The organism is Streptomyces sp. NPDC050508, from assembly GCF_040655155.1.
In the GTDB taxonomy this organism is placed as follows: Bacteria; Actinomycetota; Actinomycetes; order Streptomycetales; family Streptomycetaceae; genus Streptomyces.
Window position 1 is genome coordinate 1 of sequence record NZ_JBFAJJ010000038.1, and the last position, 18,224, is coordinate 18,224.

General features: G+C 70.0%; 15 protein-coding genes. 7 read left to right on the plus strand and 8 right to left on the minus strand.

What is annotated here, in order from left to right; translation table 11 throughout:
* Positions 1-132: 132 nt before the first annotated feature.
* Both AB0I69_RS48170 and AB0I69_RS48175 read right to left on the minus strand, forming a co-directional pair.
* Positions 133-846: an SDR family NAD(P)-dependent oxidoreductase gene (locus AB0I69_RS48170; protein ID WP_363102213.1), complete on the minus strand. Its 714-nt coding sequence runs from the start codon at positions 844-846 to the stop codon at positions 133-135.
* Between the two features lie 30 nt (positions 847-876).
* Complete coding sequence (locus AB0I69_RS48175) at positions 877-1,764, minus strand: SDR family NAD(P)-dependent oxidoreductase (RefSeq protein ID WP_363102214.1); 888 nt, start codon at positions 1,762-1,764, stop codon at positions 877-879.
* Positions 1,765-1,836: 72 nt separating this feature from the next.
* On the opposite strand from AB0I69_RS48175, the gene AB0I69_RS48180 reads away from it, so the two are divergent.
* Positions 1,837-2,775: a LysR family transcriptional regulator gene (locus AB0I69_RS48180; protein ID WP_363102215.1), complete on the plus strand. Its 939-nt coding sequence runs from the start codon at positions 1,837-1,839 to the stop codon at positions 2,773-2,775.
* Between the two features lie 300 nt (positions 2,776-3,075).
* Here AB0I69_RS48180 and AB0I69_RS48185 read toward each other — a convergent pair whose 3' ends face one another.
* Positions 3,076-4,299, minus strand: a complete 1,224-nt coding sequence (locus AB0I69_RS48185; protein WP_363102216.1) for an MFS transporter — start codon at positions 4,297-4,299, stop codon at positions 3,076-3,078.
* A gap of 186 nt (positions 4,300-4,485) precedes the next feature.
* Here AB0I69_RS48185 and AB0I69_RS48190 point away from each other — a divergent pair, with 186 nt between their 5' ends.
* Together AB0I69_RS48190 and AB0I69_RS48195 are read left to right on the plus strand one after the other, a co-directional pair.
* Positions 4,486-4,899: an SsgA family sporulation/cell division regulator gene (locus AB0I69_RS48190; RefSeq protein WP_363102217.1), complete on the plus strand. Its 414-nt coding sequence runs from the start codon at positions 4,486-4,488 to the stop codon at positions 4,897-4,899.
* Positions 4,900-5,038: 139 nt separating this feature from the next.
* Positions 5,039-7,063, plus strand: a complete 2,025-nt coding sequence (locus tag AB0I69_RS48195; RefSeq protein WP_363102218.1) for a phosphocholine-specific phospholipase C — start codon at positions 5,039-5,041, stop codon at positions 7,061-7,063.
* Here the strand turns inward: AB0I69_RS48195 and AB0I69_RS48200 are convergent.
* Entirely contained in the window at positions 7,053-8,078 is a 1,026-nt protein-coding gene (locus AB0I69_RS48200; RefSeq protein WP_363102219.1) for a Gfo/Idh/MocA family oxidoreductase, read from the minus strand. The genes AB0I69_RS48195 and AB0I69_RS48200 overlap by 11 nt on opposite strands.
* An 81-nt stretch (positions 8,079-8,159) precedes the next feature.
* Complete coding sequence (locus AB0I69_RS48205) at positions 8,160-9,260, minus strand: chemotaxis protein (RefSeq protein WP_363102221.1); 1,101 nt, start codon at positions 9,258-9,260, stop codon at positions 8,160-8,162.
* An 87-nt stretch (positions 9,261-9,347) separates the two neighbouring features.
* On the opposite strand from AB0I69_RS48205, the gene AB0I69_RS48210 reads away from it, so the two are divergent.
* The 3 genes from AB0I69_RS48210 (at position 9,348) to asnB (ending at position 14,203) form a co-directional block, all read left to right on the plus strand.
* Complete coding sequence (locus AB0I69_RS48210; RefSeq protein WP_363102222.1) at positions 9,348-10,775, plus strand: basic amino acid/polyamine antiporter; 1,428 nt, start codon at positions 9,348-9,350, stop codon at positions 10,773-10,775.
* Between the two features lie 34 nt (positions 10,776-10,809).
* Positions 10,810-12,072, plus strand: coding sequence for an arginine deiminase (locus AB0I69_RS48215; RefSeq protein ID WP_363102223.1), 1,263 nt, complete (start codon positions 10,810-10,812; stop codon positions 12,070-12,072).
* Between the two features lie 289 nt (positions 12,073-12,361).
* Entirely contained in the window at positions 12,362-14,203 is a 1,842-nt protein-coding gene (gene asnB / locus AB0I69_RS48220) for an asparagine synthase (glutamine-hydrolyzing) (RefSeq protein ID WP_363102224.1), read from the plus strand.
* A gap of 8 nt (positions 14,204-14,211) precedes the next feature.
* Here asnB and AB0I69_RS48225 read toward each other — a convergent pair whose 3' ends face one another.
* Positions 14,212-15,810 carry an alpha/beta hydrolase gene (locus AB0I69_RS48225; RefSeq protein ID WP_363102225.1) on the minus strand — a complete coding sequence of 533 codons (1,599 nt, stop codon included), beginning with the start codon at positions 15,808-15,810 and terminating at the stop codon, positions 14,212-14,214.
* 304 nt (positions 15,811-16,114) lie between these two features.
* Between AB0I69_RS48225 and AB0I69_RS48230 the strand changes: the two genes are divergently transcribed.
* Entirely contained in the window at positions 16,115-16,750 is a 636-nt protein-coding gene (locus tag AB0I69_RS48230; RefSeq protein WP_363102226.1) for a chaplin, read from the plus strand.
* An 86-nt stretch (positions 16,751-16,836) separates the two neighbouring features.
* Here AB0I69_RS48230 and AB0I69_RS48235 read toward each other — a convergent pair whose 3' ends face one another.
* Both AB0I69_RS48235 and AB0I69_RS48240 read right to left on the minus strand, forming a co-directional pair.
* The gene (locus AB0I69_RS48235) at positions 16,837-17,154 is read right to left on the minus strand and encodes a GNAT family protein (protein ID WP_363102227.1); all 318 of its coding nucleotides are present in this window, start codon (positions 17,152-17,154) and stop codon (positions 16,837-16,839) included.
* A gap of 25 nt (positions 17,155-17,179) precedes the next feature.
* Positions 17,180-18,109 carry a LysR substrate-binding domain-containing protein gene (locus AB0I69_RS48240; RefSeq protein ID WP_363102228.1) on the minus strand — a complete coding sequence of 310 codons (930 nt, stop codon included), beginning with the start codon at positions 18,107-18,109 and terminating at the stop codon, positions 17,180-17,182.
* Positions 18,110-18,224 lie beyond the last annotated feature (115 nt).

Here is an 18,224-nt window from a genome sequence, read left to right on the forward strand (position 1 = left end):
GTGAAGTGGTGGTGCTGCTCGGGGTCGTAGGAGTTCACCGGGATGGTGACGGGGACTCCGCCCACGGCGTGGCCCCGATTTCGGGGCCGACCCCTCGGGGTCCGCGCGCTCGGGACCTGTGCGTCCGACGGTTCAGACGGCCTCCGCCAGCAACTCCTCCGACAGGGTCCACAGCCGCCGCGCGTTGTCCGGGTGCACGGCGTAGCGGGCGACGCCGTGCAGTGTGCCGGAGCGGCGGTCGACGGTCCCGGTCTTGACGGTCTTGATGAGTTCGGCCGGTACCTGCCCGCTGCCGCGCCCGCAGGTGTGGCGCTGGAGATTGCTGTAAATGGTCCCCAGCATAAGGGCGTTGGCAGTCTTGGACTGGCCGTACGCGAGCCAGGGATCGTAGGGCCGGAACGCGAAGTCGATGTCGTCCCACACGACCGGCGACCGCTGGTGACCGGTGGAACTGACCACCACGACACGGGCCGAGCCGTCGGCCGCGAGCGCGCCGTGAAGACCGGTGGCGAGGGCGAAGTGGCCCAGGTGGTTGGTGGCGAACTGCCACTCCCGGCCCTGCACGGTGTACTGCTCGGGGCAGGCCATCACACCGGCGTTGTTCACCAGGATGTGCAGTTGGTTGCCGGTGGTCGCGGCGATGTCCTTGGCGACCCGCTCGCCCGCTGCCAAGTCCCGTACGGCGAGGGTGACTTCGGCACCCGTGGCGGCAAGCGCTCGGGCCGTCTCCGCTCCGATGCCGGAGGGGGCGCCGGTGACGACGGCGCGGCGGCCGGTCAGGTCGATCCCGTCCACGACGTCCGCGGCGGTACTGGAGAAGCCGAAGGGCGTGGTGATGGCAGTCATGCGTGAACTCCGTGCTGTGCTGCGCCTTGGTCAGGGGGTGAGCTTCAGGTCCTGCTCGATCAGCGGTTTGCCGGAGTGCCAGTCCAGGGCCTCGCCGAAGCGCACCAACTCGCCGTAGAGCGCGGGATCGACCGGCTCCGCGAAGACGAGGTCGAGCACGGCGCGCGCGGCCTCGGCCGGGGACTTGGCCTGGCTGTAGTCGTCGAACCAGGGGCGGGAAGTGGCCGTGTCGACCATGCCGGGGCACACGGACGCGATCAGGGTGTCCGTCGCGAGGTCGTGCTCGCGGCGCTCGGCGGCGACCGCGCGGACGGCGGCGACCTGAGCCACCTTCGACGGCACGTTCAGCCAGAGCGGCCAGCCTGCCTCGGCCGTGGTCCGGTGGTGTACCGCGCTGCGCCAGGACTCGACGGCGTACTCGACCTGGTCGAGGCTCGCGCCGTCGAACAGGTCCTGCAGCCGCGGGTCGAGATGGCCGAGGGTGCCGAGACTGCTCGCCACGACCAGGAACCGGCCGCCCGGGCGCAGCAGCGGGCCGAAGGAGCGCAGCATCGCGTGGGTGGCGGTGTTCGAGACGTCGATGAACTCGGCGGCGCGCTCGGCCTGCGACTCGCCGGGCAGCAGCCGGGCCACCGCGTTGGAGATCACGAAGTCGACCCCGCCGTGGCGCTGCCCGAGCTCGTCGGCGAGGTGGGCGATGGCGTCGGTGTCGGTGACGTCCAGGACCCGGCCCTCGACCCGGCTGCGGGTGCCGGGCAGGCGCGCCACCTCGCGGGCCGCGTCGGTGACCCGGCGCTCGTCGCGGCCGGTGAGCAGGACCATGTCGTCGGGACCCATGTGGGCCGCCAACCCCTCGACGAGGGCGCGGCCGAGTCCTTGGTTGGCGCCCGTGACGAGGGCGATGCGCGAAGCGTTCATGCCCGCCACGGTAGGAACGTCCACGTGTATGCGTCCAACGAAACTTACGCACGGCTAGTATGCGTAATCGTCATGGACTTCACGGATGTGTCACTCACCGCGCTGCGCGTCTTCCGCGCGGTGGCCGAACAGGGAACCTTCACCGCGGCGGCTGCTTCGCTGGGCTACACCCAGTCGGCGGTGTCCCGGCAGATCGCCGCGATCGAACGGGCCGCGGGCGCGGAACTGCTGGAGCGCCGACGCGACGGCGTACGGCTGACCCCGGCCGGCCGTGTCGTCATGCGCAGGGCGACGGTCGTACTCGACGAGATCGACGCGACCGCCCGCGAGCTGTCCGGTCTGCCCACGGAGGCCGCGACCGTCCGCCTGGGCTGGTTCCCCAGCGCGGGAGCGGTCCTACTGCCCCGGGCCCTGGCTGCCCTGCGCCGCACCGACCCGGACGTTCGGATCGTCAGCCGGGAAGGCGGCACCCCGGCGCTGGTGCGCGCGCTGCGGGCCGGCAGCCTCGACCTGGCCCTGCTGGCGTCGGCGCCGCCCTTCCGGCCACCGGACACCGAGTCGCCACCGCTGGTCCTACGGACACTCACCGAGCGCCCCCTGTACCTCGCCGTGCCCACCACGCATCCACTGGCCCGCGGAGACTTCGTCGACGTCGCCGACCTGCGCGGGCAGCGCTGGATCGCGGGTTCCTCCTCCGGCGAGGACCGGCTCATGGGCGTCTGGCCCGGGTTGGACGAACGGCCCGAGATCGCCCACACCGCGCGTGACTGGCTGGCCAAACTCCAACTCGTCGCGGCGGGCTGCGGGTTGACCACCGTGCCCGCCTCCATCACCCCGGCGGTTCCGCCCGGCGTACGCGTCCTGCCGGTGCGGGGCGGACCCCAGGAGCAACGCCGTCTGCTGCTGGCCCGCCTTCCGCACCGGCCCGGCGAAGCGGTCACTCGGGTGGCGGCCGCCTTGCGTCTGGCGGCCCTTGACGCCTACGCATCGAGCGCGGTGCCCGCACCGTAGTGAGCGCGTCCGTCGGCCCGGCCGTAAATCCCAACTCGGCGTTGCCCGGCGGACGTCGGTCCGCGAGGCGGCACCTGTGTGCCGAGCGGCACCGGCGGGCCTGGGCGGTCAGCGGTCTGGTGGGGTGGCTGCGGCGCCCCGCAGGGGGAGTTGGTCAGTCGGCTCGACGGGTTTTCCCAACTCGGTGTTGCCTGGCCGACGTCGGTCCGCGATGCGGCGCCTGTGTGCCGAGCGGCACCGGCGGGCCTGGGCGGTCAGCGGTCCGGTGGGGTGGCTGCGGCGCCCCGCAGGGGGAGTTGGTCAGTCGGCTCGACCGGTTTTCCCAACTCGGTGTTGCCCGGCAGGATTTGGTTCGCGTGGGAGCACCCGCGCGCCGAGCAGCACCGCGCAGGCCCCGACGGTCAGCAGCCCGCCCGCGAGGAACGTGCCCCGCACATCGGCGAGCCGCAGGACGAGCCCGCCCAGTGCCGCGCCCGCCGCGATACCGGCGTTGTAGGCACCGGAGTTGGCCGCGAGCGCGATGTCCGTGCGGCCCGGTGCGGAGTGCAGCATCGCGTTCTGGGCGGTCATGTACACCGGTCCGAGCGCACCGCCCATCAGCACGAGGAACACCACCGCCGCCACCGGATCGGTGCCGACCGCGTACAGGCCGAGCATGCCCACCGCCTGTGTGGCGACGGCGGAGCTCAGCGCCGCCCGCGGATAGCGGTCGAGTACCGCCCCGGTGATGCTCACCCCGACCAGGCACGCGACACCGAACACCACCAACAGGACGCCGACCGCGCTCGGGGAGAACCCGCTCATGTCGCCGAGGAACTTCACGATGTAGGTGAATCCCGCGAACGCCCCGGCGGCGGACAGGGCCCCGGCCGCCAGTACGGTCCCGAACCGGCGGGCGTCGGGACGGGTTCCGTAGGCGGCCTGCTCCTCGTCCGGACGCGTGGTCGGCAGCAGTACGGCGATGATCACCAGGGACACGAGCCCCAGGGCCGCCGGGACGGCGATCGGTACCGGCCAGCCGTTCCGTCGGCCCAGCCAGGTGCCGGCGGGAACACCGAGCACGAGCGCGAGCGAACCGGCGACGGACAGCGCCCCGAGCACCCGCCCGCGGACCTCCGGCGCGAACAGGCCCACCGCGACCGGCCCCATCACGGCCCAGAACAGCGCCTGGGCCAGCGCGGACAACAGCCGCGCCCCGAGCAGCAGTCCGTAGGAAGTGGCCAGGGCGGCGACCAGGCTGGACACGACCAGCGCGGCCAGCAGTCCCGTCAGCACATGGCGCCGGGGCACACCCCGCATGACGTGGGCGAGCGGCACGGACGTGACGGCCACCGTCACGCCGTAGCCGGTGACCAGCAGCCCGACCGCCGGCACGGACACCCGCAGGCTCTCGGCGATGAGTTCGAGGAGGCCGATCGGCAGGTTCTCCACCGTGTTGAAGGTGAAGGCGGCCAGCATCAGGGCCGCGAGGACCGCCGGCCTGTGCCACCTCGTCCGTCGCGCCCGCTCCGCGGCCTCGTCCATGGACCCACCCCACCGGGCTCACCGGCCCCACCGCAAACGAATTCACCAGCAGCCCCACGCGGCGACGGCATAGTGATGCAGGTCACATCAATTCCTTCGGGGTTCCGCGTAATGCGAAGGGCACCTGCGGGGTCGTACAGGCACACGGCAATCCGGCCGACCTCTCACCCGCAGCGGAGACCGACCATGGACATCACCCTCGAACAGCGCACCCGAGCCCGGCTGATCACCGCGGACGACACGGAGCTTCCCGTGTCCGCGACGCTTCGCTACCTCGCCTCGGACCCGCTCGCCGTGCACCTCGACTTCCCGGCCGAGGTGTCCCTCGACGGCGACGGTGTCACCTGGACCTTCGCCCGGGCCCTGCTGGAGGAGGGGCTGCGGCGGCCGGCCGGCAACGGGGACGTGCACCTGTGGCCGTGCGGTCTGGCCCGTACGGTGCTGGAGTTCCACTCGCCGTACGGACTCGCCCTGCTCCACTTCCCCACCCCTGCGCTGCGCCGCTTCCTGCTGCGGACGTACGACGTGGTGGGCGCCGGACAGGAGGACATGGACGCGGTCGTCGACCAGGGGCTGAGCGCCCTGTTCGGGAGCGTCTGAGGACAACTCGGCCTCCGGGCAGCGGCTTTGGCTTTTGTTCACCTCCACCTAACCGCGCGGGTATGGACCTTGGCGATCACCCCGTGCACCCTTGCGCGCGGTGTGCCGCTCGGGCACGCCTGTGACGAGGGCGGGGCGAATGACACCGATCAGCCGAAGAGGCTTCGTGGGGCTCGGTGCCACCGTGGCGGCGGGCATGGCCATGGGCACCGGTGCACGGCCTGCGGTCGCGGCCCAACAGGTGGCGACCGGCACGATCTCGGACGTGAAACACGTGGTGATCCTCATGCAGGAGAACCGCAGCTTCGACCACTACTTCGGGCGCCTCAAGGGCGTCCGCGGCTTCGACGACCGCAGCGGCATCACGCTGAGCGGCGGCTACCCGGTCTTCAACCAGCCCAACGGCGGCGGCCGTCAGTACCCGTGGAAGCTGAGCGCCACCCCGGCCGCGGGCGGCCAGGACGGCGAGACCCTCGCCCAGTGCAACGGCGACCTGCCGCACTCCTGGTCATCGCAGCACTCCGCGTGGAACAAGGGCCGCCTCGACAACTGGGTGTCGGGCGTGGGTAACGTCCGCTCGCTCGGCTATCTCGACCGGGCCGACATCCCGTTCCACTACGCGCTCGCCGACAACTACACGATCTGCGACGCCTATTTCTGCTCCACCCTGAGCGCGACAGGCCCCAACCGCACCTACCTGTGGAGCGGCAAGGTCGACTCCTCCAGCTACGACGGCGGTGACGAGTCCGGCCTCACCTGGCAGACCTACGCCGAGTCCCTGCAGAACGCCGGAGTGACCTGGAAGGTCTACCAGAACGCGCAGGACAACTACGGCGACAACGCCTGCGCCTACTTCAAGAACTTCACCAACTCCAAGGCGGGCAGCGCGCTTTACGACCGAGGCATGTCCTCCGTCCCCGCCGCCACCGGCTCGACCCCAGACGACATCGCCGCCGCCATCAAGGCCGACGTCCTCGCGGGCACCCTCCCGCAGGTCTCCTGGGTCGTCCCCAACCAGGCCTTCTCCGAACACCCTTACGCCCCGCCCGGCGACGGCGCCCACTTCGTCAGCCTCGTCTACCAGGCCCTCGCCGCCGACCCGGACGTCTTCGACTCGACCGTCCTGTTCCTCAACTACGACGAGAACGACGGCTACTTCGACCACGTCCCGCCGCCCGCCCCGCCGGCCGGCACCGACGGCGAGTTCCTCAACGGCGTGCCCTACGGTTTCGGCTTCCGCGTCCCGATGATCGTCATCTCTCCCTGGACACGCGGCGGTTGGGTCTCCTCCGAGGTCTTCGAGCACACCTCGGTCCTGCGCTTCCTGGAGACCTGGACCTCGTCCTTCGGCAAGCCCGCGGCCTGCCCCAACATCAGCGCCTGGCGCCGCAAGGTCAGCGGCGACCTGACCGGCGTCTTCGACTTCGCCAACCCGGTCCACGGCGCGGTGCCCCTGCCCGCGACGAGCGTCATCGGCATCTCGACCTGCGGCCCGCTGCCCAACCCGGTGCCGACGAACAACGCCCTGCCCGTACAGGAGTCCGGCACCCGGCCCGCCCGCGCGCTGCCGTACCAGCCCAACGGGTACCTGGATCACCTGGAGTTCGGGTCGAACGGCAAGATCCTCGCCTGGTTCGCCATGTCCAACCAGGGCGGCGCGGCCAAGAGCGCCGCCCACCTCTCCATCCACCCCAACGCCTACCGCGACACCACACCCTGGCAGTACACGGTGGACCCGGGCGGCACCGCCTCCGACTTCTTCAACATCGGGACGGGCTACGGCAGCGGCAAGTACGACATCACCATGGTCGGCCCCAACCGCTTCCTGCGCCGCTTCCAGGGCGACGCGACCAAGGCGGGCAAGTCGGTTGAGGTGAGCACCCGTTACGCCGTCGAGTCCGGCACCGGCAAGCTCGCCCTCTACTTCAAGATGACCAACTCATCGGCCGCGTCGGTGAAGTTCACCATCACCTCCAACCACTACCGCAGTGACGGGCCGTGGACCTACACGGTCGCCGCGGGCGCTTCGACGGAGGACTTCTTCAACGCCGTCGCGTACCAGGGCGGTTGGTACGACTTCACGGTCTCCGTCGACTCCGACGCGACCTGGTCGCGCCGGTTCACCGGACACCTGGAGTCGGGTGCGGCGAGCGTCAGCGGCTGACCTCGGTGTACAGGTCCGGGCGCGGGGCGAGTTCGACGGCCACCCGGCCGCCGCTCTCCTGCGCCCGGACGCCTGCCTCGGCGACCACGGAGGACGCGTAGCCGTCCCAGACGCTCGGGCCGGCGACCAGGCCCCGCCGGGTGGCGTCGACCCAGGACTGCACCTCGCGGTCGTAGGCGTCCGCGAACCGGACGAGGTAGTCCAGCGGTACGTCCTCGTGGGCGCTGCCCCGGGTGGTGACGACCATCGCGCGGTCCTCGCCGATCCGGGCGCTGCCCGCCTCGCACACGGCCTCGCAGCGCACCTGGTAGCCGAAGCCGCAGTTGACGAAGACCTCGACGTCCACCAGGGCGCCGCCGTCGGTCTCGAAGAGCACGAGCTGCGGGTCGAGGAGGCCCTCAGGGGCGTTCGCGGACGAGCGCGGGCTGAGCACGGTCACCGCGGTGAGTTCCTGGCCGAGCAGCCAGCGGGCCGCGTCGATCTCGTGCGAGACGGAGCTGTCGATGAGCATCGCCGAGGTGAAGTAGGGCGGTGACGACACATTGCGGTGGGTGCAGTGCAGCATCAGTGGACGGCCCAACTGCCCGCTGTCCAGCAGGGACTTGAGACGCTGGTACTCCGCGTCGTAGCGCCGCATGAACCCGATCTGCGTGAGTCGTCGTCCGAGGCGTGCCTCCGCCTCCACCACCCGGAGTGCCCCGGTGGAGTCGGGCACCATGGGCTTCTCGCACAGCACCGGCAGCCCGCGTGCGAAGGCCGCGAGCAGCGCCTCCTCGTGCGCGGGACCCGGCGAGGCGATGAGCACCGCCTCGACCCCGGGGGCGTCCAGCGCGGCCACGGCGTCCTCGTGCACCGTGACCGCGTCCAGACCGGCGACCGCCTCCTTGGCGCGATCCGTGTCCGGGTCGGCCACCGCGGCGACCCTGGCGCCGCTCACCACCTGGTCGAGGCGTCGTATGTGGTCGGCGCCCATGTGTCCCGCACCCAGTACGGCCACGCCCAGCAGGTCACCCACGTGTGCACTCCCTCTCCGTCGACGATCACGCCGTAGCGTACGCCGCAGGGGAGAGGCGGCCTCAGGGATAAAGGGAGGGCCTCAGTAGCGCAGCACGCCCGCGATGCCGGTCGCGTCGTTCAGTGTGCCGTCGGGGACGAAGCGGACGTCGGCGCCGGTCTCCAGACACTGTTCGACGATCTCGTCCACGATGTCCTCGCGGGCGTCGAGGTCGTCGCTGGCGGCCGGGATCAGATGGTCGCCGTGGTCGTCGCGGACCGTGACGCGGTAGTTCTCCTCGACGGCCAGCAGCCGGACCCGGCCCTCGCGGGCGTTCTGCCAGACCTCGTCGACGCCGGCCGCGAACTCCTTGCGCCCACGCGCGGATTCGAGTTCCCGGGTCACGGTGACGGTGTTCTTGCGCGCCTCGTCGTCGACCAATGGCCGTACGGCCTGCCACACGGCGTCGGGTGTGCCGTGCGCGAGGCCGCCGCGCGCGATGTGCACCGCGTCCTTGGTGGCACTGCCGACCTCGTCCAGTGCGGAGAGGGCGGCCTGTTCGCCGGTGATGTAGAGCGGGCGCCGGTGCTCCCGCAGGATCCTGCCCATCGCGGTGTCGGCCTCGCGCAGGAAGTGGCGGGTGTCCTCGTCGCGGAAGGTGCTCGGGATGTCGCCGATCCGCTCCTGGCGCTCGGCGTCGAAGTTGTCCCGGTGGTCGCGGGTCAGCGGAAAGCCGCCCACATGGTCCTCGACCACACGGTCGACACCGCCGTTCCACAGCGTGACGCGGTCGGCGGCGAGCGACAGCACCCAGAACGGGCGCTCGGAGGCCTGCGCGGAGACGAGATTGCGGGTGAGGAACGTGTCCGAGAGCACCACACGTTCGGGCACGGACCTGGCGAGGGACCACACCTGGTGCTCGCCCGGCGCGGCGAAGATCACCAGCCCGTCCTCGGCGTGCGCCAGATCGATCTCGGCGAGGGCCTGGTCGAGCTGGCGGGAGACGTCGATGCGCCGCTCCCGGGGGACCGCGGGATCGGCTTCGAGCTGCTTCTTGGCCTCGGCCAGCACATTGCGCAGCCGGACCGGATCCTGGGCGTTGTCGGGTTCGCGACGATGTGTCGGGGTGAGCACGGAGACCGCGGGGTAGGGGCGCGGGCGCCGCAGTTCGGTGAGGGTGGCGGGACTCAGTGCGTGCTCCATACCAGCACGATAGGGCCGATCGGTGGATCGGGCATATGGGGGAAGCCCGCCAGGCAAATCGGATAATTGGTTGCTAACGTCCCTCGGGTGACGCAAGCCGCCACCACTGACACCGGTACCTCCACCGCCAAGCTGACCCTGCCGACGCTGACCACCATGGTCGTCGGCTCCATGGTCGGGGCCGGGGTGTTCTCCCTCCCGCGCAGGTTCGCGCAGGAGACGGGCGTGGCCGGTGCCCTGATCGCCTGGGCCGTCGCAGGCACGGGCATGCTGATGCTCGCCTTCGTCTTCCAGACCCTCGCCGTCCGCAGACCCGATCTGGACGCGGGTGTGTACGCCTACGCGAAGGCCGGGTTCGGCGAATACCTCGGCTTCTTCTCCGCGTTCGGCTACTGGGCCAGCGCCTGCGTCGGCAACGTGACGTACTGGGTGCTCATCATGTCGACGATCGGCACGATCGCCCCCTCCCTCGGCGAGGGCGACACCGTCCTCGCGGTGGTCCTCTCCTCGGCCGGGCTGTGGCTCTTCTTCCTGCTGATCAGCCGCGGCGTGAAGGAAGCGGCAGCCATCAACCGGATCGTCACCGTCGGCAAAGTGGTGCCGATCCTCGTCTTCGTCATCCTTGCGCTCTTCTACCTGAAGCCCCACGTCTTCGCGGAGAACTTCGGCGGCGCCGACTATGCGGGCTCCCTGTTCCAGCAGGTCAAGGGCACCATGCTGGCCACCGTCTTCGTGTTCCTGGGCGTCGAGGGCGCCAGCGTCTACTCCCGGCACGCCCAGCGCCGCGAGGACGTCGGACGCGCGACCGTCCTCGGCTTCCTCAGCGTCTTCGCCGTCTTCGCGTCGGTGACGATCGTGTCGTACGGCCTGATGCCGATGGGCGAGATCGCCGAACTGCGGCAGCCCTCCATGGCCGGTGTGCTGGAGCACGCGGTGGGCACCTGGGGGAAGGTCTTCGTCAGCGTCGGACTGATCGTCTCCGTGCTGGGCGCCTATCTCGCCTGGACGCTGATGGCCGCCGAAGTGCTGTTCGTGGCCGCCAAGGACGACGACATGCCGCGCTTCCTGAAGAAGTCCACGGCGGCCGACGTGCCCGTCCCCGCACTGGTGATGACCACCCTGCTGAGCCAACTCGTCCTGGTCGTCACCTACTTCTCCGACGACGCCTTCAACTTCGCGCTGGACCTGACCAGTTCACTGACCCTGATCCCGTTCCTGCTCGCGGCGGGCTTCGCCGTACGGATCGCGCTCACGCAAACCCGCGCAGGGCGAGGCGAGTTGGTGGTCGCCGTACTCGCCACGGTCTACACCGCATTCCTCATCTACGCGGCCGGACTCAAGTACCTCCTCGTCTCGCTCATCATCTACGCGCCCGCCACCTTCCTGTTCGTCAAGGCCCGCAGGGAACAGGGACGCTCCCTCTTCTCGGCCCGGGAACCCGTGATCCTCGCCGTCTCGGTCGCGGGCGCCGTCGTCGGGATCATCGCTCTGGTGCTGGGCTGGATCAGCCTCTGACCTCGCCTCCGACCTCCGGAAAGGTGCGTGCACCGTGACCAGTCAAGACACCGTGGACCGACATGAGTACGGCGTCCACTCCGAGGTCGGCAGGCTGCGCAAGGTGCTGGTCTGCGCGCCGGGCCTGGCCCACCGCAGGCTCACTCCGACCAACTCCGACGACCTGCTCTTCGACGACGTGATGTGGGTCGAGAACGCCCAGCGCGACCACGCCGACTTCGTCAACAAACTCCGCGAACGCGGCGTCGACGTGGTCGAGTTGCATGAACTGCTCGCCCAGACCATGACAATCCCGGCCGCCAAGGACTGGCTCCTGGACCGGAAGATCGTCGCGAACGAGGTCGGCCTCGGGATCGTCGACGCGACCCGCGCCTATCTGGAGAGCCTCGAACCGGCCGAACTGGCCAAGTACTTGATCGGCGGCCTCGCCACCACCGACCTCCCGGACGACTACCGCACCGACTACGTCGCCCTCGTCCGCGAGTCGACCGGCGTCCGCGAATACCTGATGCCGCCGCTGCCCAACACGCTCTACACCCGCGACACGACCTGCTGGCTCTACGGCGGCCTCACCCTCAACCCGCTCTACTGGCCCGCCCGGCACGACGAGACCCTCCTGATGAAGGCGATCTACACCTTCCACCCGGACTTCGCGGGCTCCGTCGTCTGGTGGGGCGACCCCGAACTCGACTGGGGGCAGGCCACGTTCGAGGGCGGCGACATCATGCCCGTCGGCAACGGCGTGGTCCTCATGGGCATGAGTGAACGCACCTCGCGGCAGGCCATCACGCAAGTCGCCAAGGCCCTCTTCGACTTGGGCGCCGCCGAGCACGTCGTCGTGGCCGGGATGCCGAAGCTGCGCTCCGCGATGCACCTCGACACCGTCTTCACCTTCGCCGACCGCGACCTGGTGACCCTGTACCCGGCCATCATGGACGCCGTCCACACCTTCTCCCTGCGCCCCGGCGACAAGGCACCCGGCATCGACATCGTCGACGAGGGCCCGACCCCCTTCACCGACGTCGTCGCCAAGGCGCTCGGCCTGCCCGAACTGCGGATCGTGGAGACGGGCGGCGACGTCTACGCCTCCGAACGCCAGCAGTGGGACAGCGGCAACAACGCGGTCGCGCTGGAACCGGGCGTGGTCTTCACCTACGACCGCAACACCCAGACCAACACCCTGCTGCGCAAGGCCGGCGTCGAGGTCATCACGATCGTCGGCGCCGAGCTGGGACGCGGCCGGGGCGGCGGGCACTGCATGACCTGCCCGATCGTGCGGGACCCGGTGGAGTTCTGAACTTCCGCGCGCCTCGCGGTTGTTGAGCAACTCTTTGCCGATGGCCGATTCCTGACGAGAACCACCCGGTGGAGACCCGATCCGTGGATCTCGGGAGCGCAAAGCGCGGCCGAAAACCCGGGGGTGGCAAGGCTGTTCAGGTTACGGGCATGTTGACCGCCCCCGTGGGTGTGACACACGCTCGTCATATAGGTGCTGGATACAACCGGTTCGGCGGGTGTGGGTCGGGCGTGTGGGAACACGCAGGTGGGAGACCTCAATCCGGCGGGCCGAACGCAGGAGGTAACACATGTGCGGCATCACCGGCTGGGTCTCCTTCGACCGTGAACTGCGCACCGAGGCCGCGACATTGGATGCAATGACCGAGACGATGGCCTGTCGCGGTCCGGACGACCGCGGCACCTGGGTCCAGGGTCCCGCGGCCCTCGGACACCGCCGGCTCGCGATCATCGACCTGCCCGGCGGCCGTCAGCCGATGACCGCCGACACGGCGGACGGCACGGTCGCGCTCGTCTACTCGGGGGAGACCTACAACTTCACCGAACTACGCCGCCAACTCGCCGACAGGGGGCACCGGTTCACCACCGACTCCGACACCGAGGTCGTCCTGCGCGGCTATCTCGAATGGGGCGACGCGGTCGCCGAGCGCCTCAACGGCATGTACGCCTTCGCGATCTGGGACGGCCGCCGCGACCAACTCGTCATGATCCGCGACCGCATGGGCATCAAGCCCTTCTACTACCACCCGACCCCTGACGGCGTCCTCTTCGGCTCGGAACCGAAGGCGATCCTCGCCAACCCGCTGGCCCGCGCCAAGGTCACGCTGGACGGCCTGCGCGAACTCTTCACCATGATCAAGACACCCGGACACGCCATCTGGGACGGCATGCACGAGGTCGAGCCCGGCACCGTCGTCACCGTCGACCGCTCCGGCCTACGGCGCCGCGTCTACTGGCAGTTGGAGACCCGCCCGCACACCGACGACCGCGACACCACCGTCGCCGCCGTCCGTACGCTCCTCGACGACATCGTGCGCCGCCAGCTCGTCGCCGACGTACCGCGCTGCACCCTGCTCTCCGGCGGCCTCGACTCCTCCGCGATGACCGCGATCGCCGCCCGTCAACTCGCCGAGCACGGCGAGAAGGTGCGCAGCTTCGCCGTCGACTTCGCCGGCCAGAACGAGAACTTCGTCGCCGACGAACTGCGCGGCACCCCCGACACGCCGTACGTCCACGATGTGGCCCGGGCCTCGGGCACCGACCACCAGGACATCGTGCTCGACGTACACGCCCTCGCCGATCTCGACGTACGCGCGAAGATGCTCCGGGCCCGCGATCTCCCCCTGGGCTTCGGCGACATGGACTCCTCGCTCTACCTGTTGTTCCGCGCCATCCGCGACCAGTCCACCGTCGCTCTCTCCGGCGAGTCAGCCGACGAGGTCTTCGGCGGATACCTGCAGTTCTTCGACGAGGAGGCTCGGCGCGCCGACACCTACCCCTGGCTGGTGCGGTTCGGCCAGCACTTCGGCGACGACGCCGACGTACTGCGCCCCGACCTGACCAAGGCCCTCGACACCGAGTCGTACATCGCGGACGGCTACCGCACCGCAGTCTCCGGCATCCAACGCCTCGACGGCGAGAGCGACTTCGAGTACCGCATGCGGCGCATCTGCCACCTCCACCTCACCCGCTTCGTACGCATCCTGCTCGACCGCAAGGACCGCGCGAGCATGGCCGTCGGCCTGGAGGTCCGCGTCCCGTTCTGCGACCACCGGCTCGTCGAGTACGTCTACAACACGCCCTGGTCCCTCAAGTCCTACGACGGCCGGGAGAAGACCCTGCTCAGGGAGGCCACCGCGGACGTCCTCCCGAAGTCCGTGTACGACCGGGTGAAGAGCCCGTATCCGTCCACCCAGGACCCCAAGTACGCGGTAGCCCTCCAGGACCACGCCAAGGACCTCCTCGCCCGGCCCTCCCACCCGGTGTTCGACCTCGTCGACCGGGAGAAGCTCCGGCGGGCCGCCCACCGTGACACACCCATCAGTACGCAGGCGGGCCGCCGCGGCCTGGAACGCGCCCTCGACCTGGCGCTCTGGATCGACCTCTACAAGCCCGAGATCGCCCTCGGCTGAGCGGTCCCTCAGGGAACCACGGTGCTGTCCGGCTGGCACGAACTCCCGCTGGCCGGCAGCGAGCCGTACAGCAGGAAGTCGTTGACCTTGGTGTGCACACACTTGGAAGACGCGTAACCGGTGTGGCCCTCACCCTTGTTGTCCAGCACCACAGCCGCGGAACCGAGCCGCTGGGCCGTCTCCACGGTCCAGCGGTACGGCGTCGCCGGGTCGCCCCGGGTTCCGACGAGCAGCATCTTCGAGGAGTGGACGTTCTTCACGTCGTCGCGGATGTAGTCGGTGCCCCGGGGGCGGCCGTAGCACATCAGTACCTCGGTGAGCCGGTAGCGGCCGAAGACCGGCGACGCCTGCTCGTACTCGGCGCGCAACCCGTCCAGGTTCCTGGTGATCTGCTCGGCGGTGGGGCGGTCGGGGTCGTCGGCGCAGTTGATGGCCATCAGCGCGGCCGGCAGGTTGTCGAGCGGGACGTCCTGGGCGTCGACGATCCCACCGTCCGACTCCTCGCCGCCGCTCCGCAGTCCCGGCAGTGCGGAACCCCCGGACGAGAACGCCATGATGGCGCGCGTGTCACCGTCCTCCACCAGCGAGGCGATGGCCCGCTCCAGCGTCGGCCACAACTGCTTGCTGTACAGCCCCTGACTGATGGCACCCACCAGGTCCTGGCCGGAGAACTGGTCGCCGAAGTCCGTCTGCACCGGATCCTGGTCGAGTGAGCGGACGAGTTGGACGACCCGGTCCGGCGCCGACCGCGCGTCCGTCCCGAAGGGGCAGGCGATGTCCTGCACACACCAGTCGAGGAAGTCCTCCAGCGCCGTCTGCTGCCCCTCGGCGCCCGCGATCCCTTGCTCGGACAGCGGTTCGGTGAGGGTGTCGACGCCGTCGAGCACCAACCGGCCCACCTTCTTGGGGAATTGGGCCGCGTACACCGAGCCGAGCCGCGTTCCGTAGGAGAAGCCGAGGTAGTTGAGCTTCTTGTCGCCGAGGGCCTGACGCATCACGTCCAGGTCCCGGGAGGCGTTGACCGTGCCTATGTGGTGCAGGACCGGACCGGAGTACTTGGCGCAGGTGTCGGCCGCTTTCCGCAACTGCTTGAGGACGATCTTCGGATCACTGCTGTCCGTGTTCTCGTCGATCGCGGCCGAGCCCTGGTCCGAGCCCTCGCCACAACTGACGGGCGAGGACTGGCCGACGCCGCGCGGATCGAAGGTGACGACGTCGTAGCCGTTCGTCAGATCCATGAACTCCTTGCCGTCCGAGGCGAGTTCGCTGACGCCCGCGCCGCCGGGACCGCCGAAGTTCAGCAGCACGGAACCCCTCGACTTCCCGGTCGCCCGATAGCGGGCCAGCGCGAGATCGAGGGCCTTCCCGCCGGGCTTCGTGTAGTCGAGCGGGACGGTGACCTTTCCGCACTGCAGGTCCTTGGGCGCATCCGGGTCCTTGCACGCGGCCCACTTCACCTTCTGCCGGTAGAAGCGGGACAGGTCGGGCTGCGCCCGGTGGTCGGCCGTGGCGAGCGTGGGCAGCCCCGCGCCGAGCAGTGCCAGCGTGAGAACCCCGGTGAACGCGCAGCGCCGGACCGCGGGCCGCGATGACAGCTTGGCCAGCATCAATGCCTCCAAGGACGCGCTGTGACCAGCGCCCTCGATCACGATAAGGGCGCCTCGCGGGGCCCGCCTCCCGGCGGGCGGAGCGGTGATCGGTGCCGTATTCTGCGCCCCTTCAATAGGCATAAGCGGTTTTCCGACTAATTAAAAGTCGTTACGAGTAGTTCGATAACCGTGACGCTCGATGGAGTGAAAGGCCGATAAGCCATAACTCCGATGGTTCGCCCGCGTTTTATTCGGTGCGGGTGAGTGCCCGCAACCATGTAGGGAAGGCAGGGAACCTATGAAACGGGTTACCCGAAACGGGATGATCGCCGTCGCCGCGGCATCCGGTGCGATGGCCGTGGCGGTGCCGGCGTTCGCCGATTCCGCCGCGGACGGCTCGGCGGCCGGTTCGCCCGGGCTGATCTCCGGCAACACGATTCAGCTCCCCTTGCACGTACCGGTGAACGTGTGCGGGAACACCGTGAACGTGGTGGGACTTCTCAATCCCGCCGCGGGCAACAGCTGCGCCAATGCGGGCGGCGCGAAGAACCCCGACGGGCCGCCCGGAGGCGCTGCCGCGCAGGGTGGTGAAAAGGATTCACCGGGTGTGCTCTCGGGGAACGGCGTGCAGCTCCCGATCCATCTCCCGGTGAACGTCACCGGCAATTCCGCGAACGTGGTGGGCGTCGGCAACCCGGCCGTGGGCAACCGATCCGAGAACACGTCCGGTGACCACCCCCACCACCCCGCGCGACCGACGCCCAGGCCGCCGACGCGGCCGCACCCGGCACCGGGACCGGGCAAGGGAGTGGAGCCGCCCCCCGCCCCGCCCGCCGCCGTGGCTGCGCTGGCCCACACGGGCACGGACGACACCGTCCCGACCGCCGTCGCGAGCGCGGCCCTCCTCCTGGGCGGCGCCGCCCTGTACCGGCGCTTCCGCCCCAGGGCGGGACGCTGACCCGAGCACCCGCGCCAGGACGGAAGGCCCCACCGGCCACGTGACCGGTGGGGCCTCCGCCGTCCGTCCGGAGTCGGTCAGTGAGGTCAGGGCAGGTCTCCGCGCAGGATGCCCTCGCGGGTGAACCCGGCCTTCTCCAGGGCACGTTGCTCGGCGATGTTCCCTGACTCCGTGTCCGCCTCGATGCGCATCTCCAGGGTGTGCGCGAACAGATAGCGCACCATCAGATGGGACCTGTCGTCGCCGAGCAGGCGGTCCTCCGACCACTGGCGTCGCCAGCGCCGGGCGTCGCTCCGGCCGTACCACTGGAACGCCGACGCGGCCTCCGGCTCGCTGAGAAAGCGCTCCATGACGGCCAGGCCGCCTTCGTCCACCGGTCGCAGGGTGATGTTCGCCGAGGTCATGCCGGACAAGGGTAGGGGACGCCAACTACGCCGATTCGTACGGGTGTTGATCAGAATCGTCCGGAGCCTTGAGGAGGGCGTGGGCCGCCTTGCGGAAGGCGGACAGGAGACGGTTGTGCTCGCCGGCCCGGGTCGCCAGGGCCACATGACTCGGCTCGACGCCATGGAGGGGGATCGACGTGATGTCGGGGCGGACCGTCTGACCGCGGCGCAGGCCGGCCGCGATGGCCACGGCCTGGCCGTCGGCGACGAACTCGAACTTGTCCTCCAGCGCCCGGACGACCGGACCGCCGGGCGCCGGGCGCCCGTCGGGCCGGGGATCGATGCGCCAGAAGGCGGTCCACGCCGGGTCCGCGCCAGGGGTCTGCGGAAGGGGCTCGTCGGCGATGTCGTCCAGGGTGACCGACTCCTTGCCGGCCAGCCGGTGGTTCAGCGGCACGAGCAGGACGCGGGGCTCGTCGTAGAGCACCGTGACCTCCAACTGGTCGGTGGAGAACGGCAGTCGGGCCACCACCGCGTCCACCCGACGATCGATCAGGGCCGCACGCACATCGTCGTAGGCCAGATGCACCACGTGCACGTCGGCGTCCGGATGCCGGCGCCGCACCTCCTGTACCGCCGGGGTGACGAACAGGTTCGCCATGTACCCGACGGTGAGGCGGCTGGGTTCCGCGGCGGCCCGGGTCTCGGCGGCGGCCTGGGCGGTGGAGCGCAACAGCGCCTTGGCACGCGGCAGAAAGACCTCCCCGGCCTCCGTGAGCCGGGTGCCCTGCGGGGTGCGGTCCAGCAGCCGAGCGCCCAACTGATCCTCCAGGCGCCGGACTTGCCGACTGAGGGACGGTTGGGTGATGTGCAGTACCTCGGCGGCGCGACCGAAGTGACGCTGCTCGGCGACGGCGATGAAGTACCGCACGAGACGCAGTTCGAGATCGGGCGCGGGAGGCAGGTCCGTCATGCCTGAAGTGTACGGCGTGAGACTGCGGAGATTTCTGCCATATGCCCTCTGAACTGCTGCGATGCCTGAACTGTATTGCGGCATGCGAAACGGGCTTTGGACCTGGAACCCTCGC